This is a genomic window from Pseudomonas sp. NPDC077186, assembly GCF_044543505.1.
GTDB lineage: Bacteria > Pseudomonadota > Gammaproteobacteria > Pseudomonadales > Pseudomonadaceae > Aquipseudomonas.
On record NZ_JBITWE010000003.1, the window covers coordinates 73,659 to 90,032 of the forward strand.

10 protein-coding genes are annotated in these 16,374 nt (G+C 66.9%); 2 read left to right on the forward strand and 8 right to left on the reverse strand.

The window, feature by feature from the left end:
* Window positions 1-75: 75 nt before the first annotated feature.
* The 5 genes from ACIGKL_RS12285 to ACIGKL_RS12305 all read right to left on the reverse strand — a co-directional run bounded on the left by ACIGKL_RS12285 (window position 76) and on the right by ACIGKL_RS12305 (window position 5,765).
* On the reverse strand, window positions 76-861 hold the full coding sequence (locus ACIGKL_RS12285; RefSeq protein ID WP_021442225.1) for a creatininase: 786 nt from the start codon (window positions 859-861) through the stop codon (window positions 76-78).
* Window positions 862-940: 79 nt separating this feature from the next.
* Window positions 941-2,152, reverse strand: a complete 1,212-nt coding sequence (locus ACIGKL_RS12290) for a M24 family metallopeptidase (RefSeq protein ID WP_397486923.1) — start codon at window positions 2,150-2,152, stop codon at window positions 941-943.
* Window positions 2,153-2,387: 235 nt separating this feature from the next.
* Window positions 2,388-3,377: a GlxA family transcriptional regulator gene (locus ACIGKL_RS12295; RefSeq protein WP_397486924.1), complete on the reverse strand. Its 990-nt coding sequence runs from the start codon at window positions 3,375-3,377 to the stop codon at window positions 2,388-2,390.
* 36 nt (window positions 3,378-3,413) lie between these two features.
* Window positions 3,414-4,790: an L-serine ammonia-lyase gene (locus tag ACIGKL_RS12300; protein ID WP_397486925.1), complete on the reverse strand. Its 1,377-nt coding sequence runs from the start codon at window positions 4,788-4,790 to the stop codon at window positions 3,414-3,416.
* 675 nt (window positions 4,791-5,465) lie between these two features.
* Window positions 5,466-5,765 (reverse strand): hypothetical protein, encoded by a 300-nt coding sequence (locus tag ACIGKL_RS12305; protein WP_397486926.1) that lies wholly within the window; start codon window positions 5,763-5,765, stop codon window positions 5,466-5,468.
* Between the two features lie 231 nt (window positions 5,766-5,996).
* Between ACIGKL_RS12305 and ACIGKL_RS12310 the strand changes: the two genes are divergently transcribed.
* The gene (locus ACIGKL_RS12310; RefSeq protein WP_397486927.1) at window positions 5,997-7,037 is read left to right on the forward strand and encodes a low specificity L-threonine aldolase; all 1,041 of its coding nucleotides are present in this window, start codon (window positions 5,997-5,999) and stop codon (window positions 7,035-7,037) included.
* A gap of 70 nt (window positions 7,038-7,107) precedes the next feature.
* Here the strand turns inward: ACIGKL_RS12310 and ACIGKL_RS12315 are convergent, their stop codons facing one another.
* Window positions 7,108-11,172, reverse strand: a complete 4,065-nt coding sequence (locus tag ACIGKL_RS12315) for an autotransporter-associated beta strand repeat-containing protein (RefSeq protein WP_397486928.1) — start codon at window positions 11,170-11,172, stop codon at window positions 7,108-7,110.
* Between the two features lie 274 nt (window positions 11,173-11,446).
* Window positions 11,447-12,550: a glycine-betaine demethylase subunit GbcB gene (gene gbcB / locus ACIGKL_RS12320; RefSeq protein ID WP_397486929.1), complete on the reverse strand. Its 1,104-nt coding sequence runs from the start codon at window positions 12,548-12,550 to the stop codon at window positions 11,447-11,449.
* 325 nt (window positions 12,551-12,875) lie between these two features.
* Here gbcB and gbcA point away from each other — a divergent pair, with 325 nt between their 5' ends.
* Entirely contained in the window at window positions 12,876-14,165 is a 1,290-nt protein-coding gene (gene gbcA / locus ACIGKL_RS12325) for a glycine-betaine demethylase subunit GbcA (protein WP_397486930.1), read from the forward strand.
* 333 nt (window positions 14,166-14,498) lie between these two features.
* On the opposite strand, the gene typA is transcribed toward gbcA, so the two are convergent.
* The gene (gene typA / locus ACIGKL_RS12330; RefSeq protein ID WP_397486931.1) at window positions 14,499-16,322 is read right to left on the reverse strand and encodes a translational GTPase TypA; all 1,824 of its coding nucleotides are present in this window, start codon (window positions 16,320-16,322) and stop codon (window positions 14,499-14,501) included.
* Window positions 16,323-16,374: the final 52 nt, after the last annotated feature.

Sequence of the window (16,374 nt, forward strand, 5' to 3'; positions counted from 1 at the left end):
GATGCTAGCCTCTCGATCATTCTTGTCATTGTCGGAATCAGTGGGCGAAGTCATGCGGCTGTCGCGTCTGCAGCATCAGGGGACGTTCTCGAACGCCTCGCCGACCGCCTTGGCGATACCCTCCACGCACACCTCGAGAATCAGCTCGCCCTTCTCGCGGCTGGCGCCACGGGCGGAAGACAGCGTGCCGGGGGCCGGGGTGCGCGAAGGATCGATGGGATAGAGATCGTAGGGCGGGAAGGTCGCCGGCGGATGGTCCACCACGCGGCTCATGTCTACCCGCTGCGGGTAGAGGGCGAGCATCAGCGAGGTTTCGAAGACGCCGCCATGCTCGATGTCCCAGCCGAGGAAGCCGTCCGGGTAGAGCTGGGCGATCACCTGCGGATCCTTGACGAAGTCCCAGTAGGACAGCAGCACCACGCGGAAGTCGTCGATGCCGGCGTAGCGCAGCTCGCGCAGACCGAGGTCGATGCCTTCGACGAGGAACATGGCGTTCTCGTAGTGGCCGTTCATCAGCACCAGGTGGCGTACGCCGTGCCGCCCGAGCTCGCGGATGATGTCCAGCACCGTGTGGCTGAGGGTGGCCCCGTCCAGGCTGGTGGTGCCGGGGAAATGGTTGCCGCCGCCGGACTTCTGCTGCGACTTGTAGCCGTATGGCAGAGCCGGCAGCACCAGGCCGCCGATACGCTGGGCGACGCGCTGGCTGACCGCGGTGGGCAGCAGCACGTCGACATCCATACACAGGTGGTGGCCGTGCTGCTCCAGGGCGCCGACCGGCAGGAACAGCACCCGCTGACCATCGGCCACCAGGGCTTCGTATTCTTTCCAGCTCAGTTCGCCGACGAACACGCTGTCATTCATTAAGTGACCTCCTGGTCACCTGCAGGCGGCAGGCGACCCTAAAGGGGCCGTGCCCGACGGGGCACGGCGGTGACTGTGACTATTTACGGATGATGTTGCGCTCCGGGCCGTAGGGGAACTTGGTGATGTTCTCCGCACCCTGCTCGTTGACGATGAGGATGTCGTGCTCGCGGTAGCCGCCGGCGCCGGGCCGGCCTTCGGGCAGCATGATCATCGGCTCCATCGACACCACCATGCCCGGCTCCAGCACCGTGTCGATGTCCTCGCGCAGCTCCAGCCCGGCCTCGCGCCCGTAGTAGTGGCTGAGGGTGCCGAACGAGTGGCCGTAGCCGAAGGTGCGGTACTGTAGCAGGTCGTGACTGAGGAAGATCTCGTTCAGCTCCTTGGCGATGTCGCTGCAGCGTGCGCCGGGCTTGATCAGCTTGAGGCCGGCCTCGTGTACTTCGACGTTGGCCAGCCACAGGCGCAGGTGGTCGTCGGAGCAATGGTCGAGGAACAGGGTGCGCTCCAGCGCGGTGTAGTAGCCGGCGATCATCGGGAAGCAGTTGAGGCTGAGGATGTCGCCCTTGTTCACCTTGCGCGTGGTCACCGGGTTGTGCGCGCCGTCGGTGTTGATGCCGGACTGGAACCAGGTCCAGGTGTCCATCAACTCGACGTCCTCGAAGGTCTCGGCGATGGCGCGGACCATGGCCTGGGTAGCGTGCAGGGCCACCTCGTACTCCGGCACCTGGTCGCGCAGGGCCTCGACCACCGCCGCGCCACCGATGTCGGCGATGCGTGCGCCGTGGCGGATCATCACGTGCTCCTCGGCGGACTTGATCATGCGCATGCGCATGCAGGGCGCGGCGACGTCAACCAACTCGGCATCCGGATAGCGGGCGGCCAGCTTGTCGCGGTTCTGCAGGTTCAGGTGGTCGAACTCGATGCCGATGCGCCGCGCGCGTGGCAGCGCCTGCTGGATGGCGACGAAGTAGTTGTCGCGCTGCCAGTCGGTGTAGACGATGTTGTCGGTACCGACGGTGCGGCGCCAGGGCTGGCCGCCGTCGATATTGGCGCTGATGCTGACCACGTCGTCCTGGGTCACCACCAGGGCGTAGGGGCGGCCGAAGGAGCAGTAGAGGAAGTCCGAGTAGTAGTTGATGTTGTGGTACGAGGTGAAGATCGCCGCGTCGATATTCTCGGCCGCCAGGTGGGCGCGCAGCTTGGCATGACGGTTGGCGTATTCCTGGGCGGTGAACGTCGATTTGACCTTTTCGCCGTTCCGGATTCGAAGCGTTTGGGGCATCTGCATGGCGTGAATCCCTTTGCTGTCTGGGGTAAGGCGACCGGCCGGTTTGGCGGGTCGTTGCAGAGGATTGCAACAGATGCCCGGCGCGAACTTTTGTACGATTCCGACCCGAAGTTGGTCAGATCCGCTGCGGCCTATGCCCTGCCGAGCGGGCAATTTCCGCGCGCAAAAAAAGAGGCCCGTACCGCGCTGCCAGCACGGACGGGCCTCGAAAGGGTGACAGCCGGAGGGACGGCGGTCAGTGCAGCGCCACCTGCGGCGTACGCCGCTCGTCGCTGGGACAGAGGGCGAAGTGCTCGCGGTAGCAGCGCGAGAAGGTCTGCGCCGAGAGGAAGCCGCAAGCGGCTGCCACCTCGACCACGCTGAGGCGGGTACGGCGCAGCAACTGGCGCGCGCGCACCAGGCGCAGGCGCAGGTAGTAGCGCGCCGGCGAGCACTGCAGATGGCGCTCGAACAGGCGCTCCAACTGGCGCCGCGACAGCGCGACGAAGCCCGCCAGCTGGCCGAGCTCGAGCGGCTCCTCGAGGTTGCTCTCCATCAGGCTGATCACCTCGCGCAGCTTGGGGCTGGGCTCGTCGCCGCAGAGGGACAAGGGCATCTGCGCCGGCAACGGCTCGCAGCGGACCAGCTCGAACGCTAGGGTCTCGGCGATCGCTCTGACCAGCGGCTGGCCATGCCGACCAGCGATCAACTGCAGCATCAGTTCCAGCCCCGCCGCGCCGCCGGCGGCGGTACCGCGGTCGCGGTCGACGACAAAGGGCTGGGCGCTCAGCGCCACGCCGGGAAACGCGCGCTGCAGATCGACCCGGCAGCGCCAGCTGGTGCTGCACTGGTGGCCCTCCAGCAGACCGGCGCGCGCCAGCGTCCAGCTGCCGCTGCCGAGTGCGCCGAGAAAGCGCCCGGGCTGCGCCTGCTGCCGCAGGTAGCGCTCCAGTTCGGGCCGCTCGCGCGCCTGCGCGGCATCGCTGCCACAGAGGATCAGCCCGTGCAGCTCGCCCGCGGCGTCGGCGGCGCCATCCGGGGTGATCCACATGCCGTTGCTGGCGCGCAGCGGCCGGCCCTGCAGGCTGAGCGTCTGCCAGCGATACAGGCTGCGCCCGGCCAGCTGGTTGGCCAGGCGCAGCGGCTCCAGCGCGGCGGCCAGGGCTACCAGGCTGAACTGCTCATCCAGCAGAAAGCCGATGGACTCCACGGCGGCAAGGGTCGGCAGTTTCTCGAAACGGGTCATTGCGGCAGTCCTCGACAAAACCAGCGGGCAGGAGAATCAGCACTCGACCTGGCTCACCGCCAGGCCGCCGCGCGAGGTTTCCTTGTACTTGTCGTGCATGTCGGCGCCGGTGTCGCGCATGGTGCGGATCACCCGGTCGAGCGAGATGTGGTGCTCGCCGTCGCCGCGCAGGGCCATCTGCGCCGCGTTGATCGCCTTCACCGCGGCGATCGCGTTGCGCTCGATGCAGGGCACCTGCACCAGCCCGCCGACCGGGTCGCAGGTCAGCCCGAGGTTGTGTTCCAGGCCGATCTCGGCGGCGTTCTCCAGCTGCTCGGGGCTGGCGCCGAGCACTTCGGCCAGACCCGCCGCGGCCATGGCGCAGGCCGAGCCCACCTCGCCCTGGCAGCCGACTTCGGCGCCGGAGATCGAGGCGTTCTTCTTGCACAGGATGCCCACCGCCGCCGCAGCCAGGAGGAAGTCGACCACGTCGGCGTCGCTGGCATCCGGGTTGAAGCGCATGTAGTAGTGCAGCACCGCCGGGATGATCCCCGCCGCGCCGTTGGTCGGCGCGGTGACCATGCGCCCGCCGGCGGCGTTTTCCTCGTTGACCGCCAGGGCGTAGAGGTTGACCCATTCCATGGCGCTCATGGTGCTGCCGATCACGTTGGGCTTGCCCAGCTCCTGCAGGCTGCGGTGCAGCTTGGCGGCGCGCCGCCGCACATTCAGCCCGCCGGGGAGGATGCCCTCCTCGCGCAGGCCGTTGGTCACGCAGTCCTGCATGGCCTGCCACAGCTGCAGCAGGCCGGCGCGGATCTCGGCCTCGCTGCGCCAGGCCTTCTCGTTGGCCAGCATCAGTTGCGACACGCGCAGGCCGTGCTGGCGGCACAGCAGCAGCAGCTCGGCGCCGCTGGAGAAATCGTAGGGCAGCACGGTGTGGTCCTGGTCCAGCGCGCCGGTGGCGGCCTGGGCGGCATCGACGACGAAACCGCCGCCCACCGAGTAGTAGGTATCGGCATGCAGCTCGCCGTCCTCGCCCTCGGCCACCAGGGTCATGGCGTTGGGGTGGTAGGGCAGGTTCTCCTCCAGCAGGCGCATGTCGCGCGCCCAGTCGAAGGGAATCGGCAGGCGGCCGTCGAGCAGCAGCTCGCCGCGTTCGAGCAGGGTGGCGATGCGCGGGGCGATCTGCGCCGGGTCGATGCGATCCGGCCACTCGCCCATCAGGCCCATGATCACCGCACGGTCGCTGCCGTGGCCGACGCCGGTGGCCGATAGCGAGCCGTACAGGCGCACCTCGATGCGCCGCACCCGGCCCAGCAACTGACGCTCGCGCAGCGCCTCGACGAACAGTGCGGCGGCGCGCATCGGCCCCACGGTGTGCGAGCTGGACGGCCCGATGCCGATCTTGAACAGGTCGAATACGCTGATGGCCACGAGAGGACTCCTTAGCTCGGATGCGCCACGGGGCGCAGTGCGGCAGATTGTCCGGTGTCGCTCGGCAGCAAATTTGTTCAGCTTCGACGCGAAAGTGTTCAGAGTCGCCCCCTGCCGTTACGCACAGGATGGGTGGATCAAGCTGTGGATAAGCCGTGCGCAGAAGCCGCCGGGCCAGGCGCCCCAAGGCCTGCCGTGAAACGTATATTTATTGAACGATATCAAGCAGTTAACAGATAAGACCATGCACAGATACTGTGCACCAGGCTGTGCATAAGCTGTGATCAGTCGGCGCCAGCCCCTGCCGGCGCTGGACTTGCCGCGGTTGGCCGAGAAACAGCCAGGCACCAGGGCGCGGCGACTTATCCACCCGCGACAGCCGGCGCCAGGCTGCGGCGCGGTGGACTATGCACAGATGCTGTGGAGCAAACTGTGCATAGGCTGTTCGGCCTAGGCTGCAGCCCAGGCCGCGCAAGGCCTTCCGGCAATCGAGCAAAAATCGAACAGAATCAATCAGATAGAAGATGCTTGTGCACAAATGCTGTGCGTCGCTCTGTGCACAGCCTGTGGGCAGGCGGCGCCAGGCCAGGCCCTGCGAGGCCTGGGCCCGGGCGTGCGTTATTTGTGCAATGACGCGGCCGTGGCTTCCCGGATTACGCCTGCGGCAAATCCAGGCTACGGCTTGAGCTTGCCGGCGCAGCTGCCGGTGGCTTCGACCAGGCGCTGCTGCAGCGCCGCATCGGGCGGCGACTGGCGGCTGATCGCCTGCACTTCGGCCTCGCTGAACTCCTGGCTGACCTTGTCGGCGGCGCAGTCGCAATAGGCCTGCAGCTGCGGCTGCTCGTAGCCGGCCGGCGCGCCGTTGATGCATTGCTGGACGAATTCGGTTTTCGCCTGCGCCGTCCACTCGGCCGCAGACAACGGCAAGGCAACGGCCAGCGGCAGGGCGAAGGCGAGCAGGTGGCGATGGTTCATAAGACACTCCTTTTCGATGACAGGCGGCAAACCGCCGCCCTGGGGTTGTGAACCCCCGGCGCCGCCATGAGTTCCGCCGAAGGGTCGAACGGTCGTTCGCATAGCGACCGCCCAGTACGCATGAACACAACAAGTTGTCGCCTTGGCGGCCCCAGGCCAGGGCCCGCGCGGAGTAAAGTAGCGCCATCCGCCGCTGCGCCCTGCCGGCCCCGCTCAAAGAAGGAACGCCCCATGCCCGACAACGCCCAGCAATTTGCCAGCGACAACTATTCCGGCATCTGCCCCGAGGCCTGGGCCGCCATGGCCGAGGCCAACCAGGGCCACCAGCGCGCCTACGGCGACGACGACTGGACGGCGCGCGCCGCCGACCACTTCCGCCGCCTGTTCGAGACCGACTGCGAGGTGTTCTTCGCCTTCAACGGCACCGCGGCCAACTCCCTGGCCCTGGCCTCGCTGTGCCAGAGCTACCACAGCGTGATCTGCTCGGAGACCGCCCACGTCGAGACCGACGAATGCGGCGCCCCGGAATTCTTCTCCAACGGTTCCAAGCTGCTGCTGGCGCGCACCGAGCACGGCAAGCTGACCCCCGCGGCGATCCGCGAGGTGGCGCTCAAGCGCCAGGACATCCACTACCCCAAGCCGCGCGTGGTGACCCTGACCCAGGCCACCGAGGTCGGCACCGTCTATCGCCCGGACGAGGTGCGCGCGATCAGCCAGACCTGCAAGGAGCTGGGGCTGAACCTGCATATGGACGGCGCGCGTTTCTCCAACGCCTGCGCCTTCCTCGGCTGCAGCCCGGCCGAGTTGACCTGGAAGGCCGGCGTCGACGTCTTGTGCTTCGGCGGCACCAAGAACGGCATGGCGGTGGGCGAGGCGATCCTGTTCTTCAACAAGGCCCTGGCCGAGGACTTCGATTACCGCTGCAAGCAGGCCGGCCAGTTGGCCTCGAAGATGCGCTACCTGTCGGCGCCCTGGGTCGGCCTGCTGCAGGACGACGCCTGGCTGCGCTACGCCGGCCACGCTAACCGCTGCGCCCAGTTGCTGGCCTCGCTGGTCGAAGACGTGCCCGGCGTCAGCCTGATGTTCCCGGTCGAGGCCAACGGCGTGTTCCTGCAGCTGTCGGAGCCGGCCATCGCCGCGCTGACCGCCCGCGGTTGGCGCTTCTACACCTTCATCGGCGCCGGCGGTGCGCGTTTCATGTGCAGCTGGGACACCGACGAGACGCGGGTGCGCCAGCTGGCGGCCGATATCCGCGAGGTGATGAGCGCCTGAGCGCCGGCCACCGACTCAGCACAGCCGGTGCGCACGGCCTAGGCGGCCGCGCGACACCCTACGCACCGGCCTACATCTTCCAGCGCAGGTTGAAGGCGATATTGTTGGCCTCGCTGCTGTCGCTGAACACGCCGTTGTAATCCACGTCGAGGACGATGTTCGGGGTGATCGAGTAGTCGAGGTTGAGCTCGACCAGGAAGCTGTTGCGCGGCAGCTCGGTACCCAACACGCGAAACTTGTCGCCGCCCTCCAGTTGCAGGTCCAGTTCCGGGCGCAGGTCGCCGTTGATCTGCCGCCAGGTGAACGAGCCATTGAACAATAGGTCGCGTTCGGCCAGCTGGAACAACTGCTGGCCGCGCACGCCGAGGCTGGTGCTGAGCAGCTCGTTGCGCTGGCTGTCCGCCGATAGCGCGGCGGCCCCGCCCTGCTCGCTGAAGCTGTCGCTGCGCTGGTCGATCAGCAGCAGGCCGACGAAGGGCTCGACATAGGCCGGCTCGTCGAACTTCAGGTGCCAGGCCAGCTCGCCGAAGCCCTGCGCGGTGTTGACGTCGTACTGGCGGGTCAGCCGCTCCGGGCCGTCGATCAGGCGCACGTCGCGCTGGCTGTCGATCTGGTGCTGGCTGTAGCCGCCGCCGCCGAACAGCTTGAGCGTGCCGCGCGACAGTTCGACATCACGCCCGCCGTACAGCGCGTAGCGGTAGCTGTCGGAGTCGGCCTTGGCGTCGCGCGAGTCGACATCCAGCTGCTCCTGGCCGTAGCCGAAGGCGCCGCCCAGGCGCCAGTCGCCGTATACCGGCCAGTCGCCGCCGAACAGCATGCTCTCGTGATCCTGGATGATCTCGCCGGCGTTGCCGTCGTCGTCGATACGCTGGCGCCCGCCGCCGACCTGCACCCAGTAGGGCAGCGCGCGCTCGGGCGAGGCTAGGTTGCGGCGCAGGTTGCCCAGCGGCGCACGCGACAGGTTGAGGTCGTCGAACATCACCGCCGAGGCGATGCTGGCATGGGCGTCGCCGGACAGTTTGTTGAAGGTATCGGCCACCTCGTCCTCGCCCAGGTCGAGCAGGGTGCGGTAGACCTCGTTGTCCTCGCCCAGGCTCTCGGCCGCTTGAGCGAAAGCCACCTGGTTGGGCGTGCGCGCCAGGCTGGAGAAGCTGGTGTCGTTGCGCGTCAGGGTCAGGGTCACGGCGTTGCCGGCGTTGCCGGCGTAGCTCAGGCTGGGGTCGAGAAAGGCCAGGTTGGAGCTGACAGCGTCGAACTCGCCGCTCAGCTGCCCGGCACTGAGGATGCCGTAGCTGGTGGCCGGCGCGTAGGTGCCGTTTTCCGCCAGCACCTGCACGGTGCCGGCCAGACTGGCCAGCCCGCTGACCAGCACCTGGTCGGCATTGCCGGCGGCATCGGTCTCCACCAGGAAGACCGAGCCGGGGCTGAAGATCAGGTCGCCGTCGACGTTCAGCGTGCCGATGGAGTTGCCCGGCGCCAGGATGCCGCCGTCGGCGAGCTGCACGCTACCGACCGTGCCGGTGCCGCCCAGGGTGGCGCCGCTCTGCACCTGGATAGCGGACAGCAGCGAGCCGTTGACCGCCAGGGTGCCGCCGCGGACTTCGGTGGTGCCCGCAATGCCGTGGCTGCCGCCAAGATCGAGCCTGCCGGCGCCGTCCTTGATGAAGCCGCCCGAACCGAGGATGGCACCGGCGAAGCTGGTATCGCTCGCCTGATCGACCGTCAGCGTCGCGCCACTCAGCGCCACCTGCCCGCCAGCGCCCGCCAGCTCAGTCATGCTCAGATCGAAGCCGCCGAGATCCAGCACCCCGCCGCCCAGCTCATAGGCCCCGCCGGATACCAAGCCGCCGGCCGAATCCTGGCGCAAGGTGCCGGCGTCCACCCGCGTGGCGCCGCTGTAGCTGTTGTTGCCGGACAGCGTCAACGTCCCGCCGCCCTGCTTGATCAGGCCGCCGCTGCCGCTGATGGTGCCGAGGAAGCTGCCGTCGACGGCCTGCACCAGGGTCAGGTCGGCGCCGCCCAGCGCCACCTCGCCGCCGTTGCCGGACAGCGATCCCATGCTCAGGTCGAAGCCGTTGAGGTCGAGCAGGCCGGCGTCGATGACGTAGTCGCCTGCGGCGAAGCCGCCGGCACTGCCCTGCAGCAGCGTGCCGCCGCGCAGCTGAGTGGCGCCGCTGTAGGTGTTGGCGCCGGCCAGCATCAACAGGCCGTCGCCCTGTTTGATCAGGCCGCCGCTGCCGCTGATCACGCCGGCAAAACTGCCGCCCGAGGCCAGCGCCAGGGTCAGGTCGGCGCTGCCCAGCGCCACCTCGCCAGCGCCGCCGGTCAGCGCGTTCATGTTCAGGTCGAAGCCGTTGAGATCGAGCACGCCGCCATCGACCAGGTAATCGCCACCGGCGACGAACGCCCCGGCACTGCCCTGGCGCAGCGTGCCGCCGCTGACCTGGGTCACGCCGCCGTAACTGTTGGTGCCGGTCAGCAGCAGCGTCCCGTCGCCAGACTTGCGCAATCCGCCGCTGCCGCTGATGACCCCGGAGAAGGTGCCGTCCGCCGCCTGATCGATGCCTAGATTGGCGGCGCCCAGCGCCACTTCGCCGCCGCTGCCGGACAGCGAGCCCATGTCCAGGTCGAAGCCGTTGAGGTCGAGCACCCCGGCGTTGACGCTGTAGTCGCCACCGGCCAAGGCGCCGGCCGCGCCCTGGCGCAAGGTACCGCCGTCGATCCGCGTGGTGCCGCTGTAACTGTTGGCGCCGGACAGCAGCAACAGCCCATCGCCCTGCTTGATCAGGCCGCCGCTGCCGCTGATCACGCCGGAAAAACTGCTGTCCGAGGTCTGCACCAGGGTCAGCTCGGCGCCGCCCAGTGCCACCTCGCCGCCGCTGCCGGACAGCGAGCCCATGCTCAGGTCGAAGCCGTTGAGGTCGAGCACGCCGCCGCTGACCAGGTAGCTGCCACCGGCGACGAAGGCCCCGGCAGCACCCTGACGCAGCGTGCCGTCGCTCACCTGGGTGAGGCCGGCGTAGTCGTTGCTGCCTTCGAGCAACAGCAGCCCGGCCCCCAGCTTGGAAAGGCCGCCGCTGCCGCTGATCGCGCCGGCGTAGCTGCTATCGACGGCCTGATCGACCACCAGATCGGCGCTGCCCAGCAGCACCTGACCGCCGCTGCCGGACAGCGAGCCCATGCTCAGGCCGACGCTGTTGAGGTCGAGCGCGCCGCCGTCGATGACATAGGCGCCGTTCTGCACGAAGCCGCCGCTGCTGCCCTGACGCAGGGTGCCGGCCTGGACGATGGTGGCGCCGCTGTAGCTGGCCGGCCCCAGCAGGTCGAGTACGCCCGCCCCGGCTTTGGTCAGCGAGCCGCTGCCGCCGATGGCGCCCGAGAGCAGCACATCGTTGCCGTTGGTATCGAAGGTGCCGCCCGCCGCGCCCAGCGCCTCGAGCCGCGAGGAGATGTCGAAGGAGGAGGCATCGCCCCACTGCAGCCCGCCGCCATCGAGCAGGATGCTGCCGCTGCCCAGGCTGTCGCCGCCGTCGAAGTTGATCAGCCCGCCCTCGATACGAATGGCGCTGGCGAAGCTGTTGGCGTTCTCGCCGCGCACCGTCAGCGTACCGCTGCCGACCTTGATCAGGGTGCCGTCGACATCGCCGCCGAGGGAGCCGGTCGCCTGCGTATCCAGGTTATTGCTGCCGACCGCCACCACCGCCGAGCCGAGTTCGAAGCCGCCGTTGCCCTCGATCGAGCCAACGGTGAAGCGCCCCGCGCCATCGGGCCCCTGCGCCTCGGAGAAGTCGACGAAGCCGCTGTTCTCCGCCACCAGCCGGGCCGTGCCGCCGTCGCTGTTGTCGGTGAAGAGCGTGCGCCCCTCTTCGCCACTGATGATCAGCGCATTGCCGGCGCTGCTCTGCCCGGCGAAGATCGTCGCGCCGCCGTTCTCGCTGCGGATAGTCGCGCTGCCGGCCGTGCTCTGATCGTTGAAGAAGGTCAGGCCACTGAAACTGTTGTTGATGGTGGCGCTGCCGGCCGTGCTCTGGTCGTTGAAATTGACGCCTTCGATGCTGTTGTCGATGACGGCGTCGCCGGCCGATTCGTTGCCGTTGAAATCGATGGCCGCGGCCCGCAGGGCCAGCGCATTCAAGGCCACCCCGCCACACACCAGCACCGCCAAGGGAAGACGGCCGCCAGCCCGCTGCCCACGTCCTTTGTTGCACCCCATCCCGAGGCCCCCTGCACGCAATAGGGGGAAACGGCTGCGCGCCCTACGCGCCGCAGGCCTCCCCCAGCAAGAGAACGGACGCCGCCCGTTCCCGCCCATGCCCCTGGGAACACCTCTACTGCGGGATGAAGACTACGCGCCGGGAGCCCTGTGAAGACTAGTCAAATACTCGCCAGCCGCCAGCGCCAGGCGCCACTCAGTAGTCGATCGCCACATCGCCCTTGGGCACGCTGCAGCAGGACAGGATGTAGCCCTCGGCGACGTCCTCGTCGGTGATCCCGCCGTTGTGTTCCATGTCCACCTCGCCGGCGGTCTTCATCACCTTGCAGGTACCGCAGATGCCCATGCCGCAGGCCTTGGGGATGTGCAGGCCGAGCTTGGCGGCGGCGGCATGCACGGTTTCGCCGGGAGCGACGCGGATGCTCTTGCCGGTGCTGACGAACTCCACCTGGTGCAGGTCGGCCAGCGGCACCTCGGGCGCCTCGGCCGCCTCGGCGGCCAGTTCCTTGACCTCGGCGCGGATCTCCGGCGGCGTCGGGCCGAAGGCCTCCTCGTGGTAGCGGCTCATGTCGTAGCCGTTGCCCTGCAGCAGGTGCTTGACCGCGCTCATATAGGGGGTCGGGCCGCAGCAGAAGATCTCGCGCTCCATGAAGTCCGGGGCGATCAGCTCCAGCATCTTCTGGTTGAGGTAGCCGCGGTAGCCGGCCCAGGCCTCGCCCAGGCCATGCTTCTCGCAGATCAGGTGCAGGCTGAAGTTGTTGATCCGCGAGGCCATGTGCTCCAGCTCGCGGTGGTAGATGATGTCCTTGGGCGAACGCGCGCTGTGCACGAAGACCATGTCGACGTTGGCGTTGGTGTCGAAGAACCAGCGCGCCATCGACATCACCGGGGTGATGCCGACGCCGCCGGAGAGGAACAGCACCCTCTCGGCGGGGAAGTCGATGGCGTTGAACAGCCCCACCGGGCCGTGCACCGGCAGCTCGTCGCCCTCCTTGAGGTTGTCGTGCAGCCAGTTCGACACCTTGCCGCCCGGCACCCGCTTGATGGTGATGGAGAAGCTGTAAGGCACCGACGGCGAGCTGGAGATGGTGTAGGAGCGCATGATCGGCGCACCGTCGATCTCCAGCTCGAGGGTGACGAACTGCCCCGGCTTGAAGAAGAACAGCACCGGCTGTTCGGCCATAAAGCAGAAGGTGCGCACGTCCCAGGTTTCCTGGATCACCTTGACGCAACGCACCAGGTGGCGGCCGTTGGTCCAGGTCTGGGTGGTAACCGGGTTGAGGAAGGCGTTGGTGGTCATGAACGGCTCTCCACGCGGCCGGACATCGGCCTATATGGCGCCGATTGTGCGAAACGCCGCGCGCCCTCATTTATCTGCCAGCGACATCGGCATGCTCATCGCGACCTGCCGCTTGGCACGGGGCCTGGCGCGTCGGAAACGCATTCGGCCATGTCGCCCATGGATAAGGTTTCGCGGCGCGGCGAATCCACACTCAGCCTCAGAGCAACCCCCGACAACGCGCGGCCGCCGACCCGCTCGCAGCAGCCGCCACAACGCCTTGCGTCACCACCGTATCAGCCACTTTTGCGGCTGCCGCCCCCGCGCCAGCCATGAGGAGTCACCGATGGACTGCACCCACACCCTGAGCCTGGGCGACCCGCTGGAGCCCGCACGCAAGGCCACCGCCGGCATGCTGCGCGAGCGCGAGCGCACCTTCTCGCTGCCGCAACCCTTCTACAACGACGAGCGGCTGTTCCAGATCGACATGCAGGAGATCTTCCACAAGGAGTGGTTGATCGCCGGCATGACCTGCGAAATCCCGGCCAAGGGCAACTTCCTCACCCTGCAGCTCGGCGACAACCCGATCCTCGTGGTGCGCGGCGCCGAGGGGCAGATCCATGCCTTCCACAACGTCTGCCGTCACCGCGGCTCGCGCCTGTGCGTGAGCGACAAGGGCAAGGTGGCCAAGCTGGTCTGCCCCTACCACCAGTGGACCTACGAACTGGACGGCCGCCTGCTGTTCGCCGGCAGCGAGATGGGCGCCGACTTCGACCTCAAGGACTACAGCCTCAAGCCGGTGCACTGCAAGAGCGCCGGCGGCTTCATCTTCATCAGCCTGGCGGAAAACCCGCCGGCGATCGACGAGTTCCTCGCCGGCCTGGCTCACTACATGGAGCCGTACGACATGGAGAACACCAAGGTCGCGGTGCAGAGCAGCATGAAGGAGAAGGCCAACTGGAAGCTGGTGCTGGAGAACAACCGCGAGTGCTACCACTGCAACGGTTCGCACCCGGAGCTGCTCAACACCCTGCTGGAATGGGACGACACCAACGACCCGCGCGCGACCCAGGAGTTCAAGGATCACGTCGCCGAATGCGCCGCCGCCTGGGACGCGGAGAAGATTCCCTACGCGCATGCCGGCTTCGGCCTGCGCAACCGCATCGTACGCATGCCGCTGCTCAAGGGCACCGTGTCCATGACCATGGACGGCAAGCAGGGCTGCAAGAAGCTGATGGGGCGGATCCAGAACCCGGACCTGGGCTCCATGCGCATCCTCCACCTGCCCCATTCGTGGAACCACTGCATGGGCGACCACCTGATCAACTTCACCGTGTGGCCGATCAGCGCCCAGGAGTCGATCGTGATCACCAAGTGGCTGGTACACAAGGACGCGGTGGAAGGCGTCGACTACGACGTCGAGCGCCTGCGCCAGGTGTGGGACGCCACCAACGACCAGGACCGTCGCCTGGGCGAGGAGAACCAGCGCGGCATCAACTCCACCGCCTACCAGCCCGGCCCCTACTCGAAGACCTACGAGTTCGGCGTGGTCAACTTTATCGACTGGTACAGCGAGCGCATGCTCAACAACCTCGGCGAAGAGCCGGCGCAGCTGCGCCAGGTGGCCGGCGAGTGATGACGCTGAGCCTGCTGCTGGTGATCGGCTTGGCGGCCTACGGGCTGCTGGCCTGTCGGCCGCAGCGCGGCTGATAACCTGTGAAAGCCCCGGCATCCTGGCGGATGCCGGGGCTTTCTATTGGCGGCGCCACGCCCAACCCTAGGAGCGGCGCGCGGCGAGCCGGTTTAGCCGCGACAATCCCTACGCCCTGCACAACAGGCAGAGCGGGCGACCCGGATCGCGCAGAAGCTTCGCGGCTGAAGCCGCTCCTACAGGGGCGGCGCCCCAACAAAAAGCCCCGCCAGATCGCTCTGGCGGGGCTTTTCAGCTACAGCGCTAGGCTAAGCCGCATCAAGCCTTGTTGGCTTTCTTGGCAGCGCGGGTGCGCTCGCCTTCGTCCAAAATCTTTTTACGCAGGCGAATGGACTTTGGAGTCACTTCGCACAATTCATCGTCCTGGATGAACTCCAGCGCCTGCTCCAGGGTGAAGCGCACCGGCGGCACCAGGGCGATGGTTTCGTCCTTGCCCGAAGCACGCATGTTGTCGAGCTTCTTGCCCTTGGTGGGGTTCACACCCAGGTCGTTGTCGCGGCTGTTCAGGCCGACGATCTGACCGTTGTAGATTTCCTGGCCGTGCTCGACGAACAGCTTGCCGCGCGCCTGCAGGGTTTCCAGGGAATAGGTCAGCGCCTTGCCGGTATCGATCGACACCAGTACGCCGTTCTGACGGCCAGACATGCTGCCCGGCTTGACGGTGTCGTAACGGTCGAAGATCGAGGTCAGGATGCCGGCGCCGTTGGTCAGGGTCAGGAACTGGTTACGGAAACCGATCAGACCGCGAGCCGGGATGTTGTATTCCAGGCGCACGCGACCTTTGCCGTCCGGCGACATGTTGGTCAGGTCGCCCTTACGCAGGCCCATTTCTTCCATGACCTTGCCCTGGGATTCTTCCGGGATGTCGATGGTGACGTTCTCGAACGGCTCCTGCTTGACGCCGCCCACTTCACGAATGATCACTTCCGGACGGCCAACGCCCATTTCGAAGCCTTCGCGGCGCATGGTTTCGATCAGAACCGAGAGGTGCAGCTCACCACGGCCGGAGACCTTGAACTTGTCGGCGCTGTCGCCTTCTTCAACGCGCAGAGCCACGTTGTACAGCAGCTCCTTGTCCAGACGCTCCTTGATGTTGCGGCTGGTGACGAACTTGCCTTCCTTGCCGCAGAACGGCGAATCGTTGACCTGGAAGGTCATCGAGACGGTCGGCTCGTCAACGGTCAGCGGCTTCATCGCTTCGACATGGTTGATGTCGCAGAGGGTGTCGGAGATGAACAGCTGATCCATACCGCTGACGCAGACGATGTCACCGGCGGTGGCTTCTTCGACGTCCACGCGGTGCAGGCCGTGGTGGCCCATCAGCTTGAGGATACGGCCGTTACGCTTCTTGCCGTCGACGTCGATGGCAGTCACCGGGGTGTTCGGCTTGATCTTGCCACGGGCAATACGGCCGACGCCGATGATGCCGAGGAAGCTGTTGTAGTCCAGCGCGGAGATCTGCATCTGGAACGGACCGTCGAGGTCGACGTTCGGTGCCGGTACGTGGTCGACGATGGCCTGGTACAGCGGGGTCAGGTCTTCAGCCATGTCGCTGTGGTCGAGACCGGCGATGCCGTTCAGGGCGCTGGCGTAGACGACCTGGAAGTCGAGCTGCTCGTCGGTGGCGCCGAGGTTGTCGAACAGGTCGAAGATCTGGTCCATGACCCAGTCCGGACGCGCGCCCGGACGGTCGATCTTGTTGATCACGACGATCGGCTTGAGGCCAGCTTCGAAGGCCTTCTTGGTCACGAAGCGGGTTTGCGGCATCGGGCCGTCCTGGGCGTCGACCACCAGCAGCACCGAGTCGACCATCGACATCACGCGCTCGACTTCACCACCGAAGTCGGCGTGGCCGGGGGTGTCGACGATGTTGATGCGGTAGTCGTTCCACTTGATGGCGGTGTTCTTGGCCAGAATGGTGATGCCGCGCTCTTTTTCCTGGTCGTTGCTGTCCATCACGCGCTCGTCGTTGAGCTCGTTGCGTTCCAGGGTGCCGGACTGACGCAGCAGGGCGTCGACGAGGGTGGTTTTGCCATGGTCGACGTGGGCGATGATGGCGATGTTGCGCAGGTTTTCGATCACAGTAGTGGTCTCGTAGGTTGGGTTGAGCGTAGCGAAGCCCAACGCGAAAAAT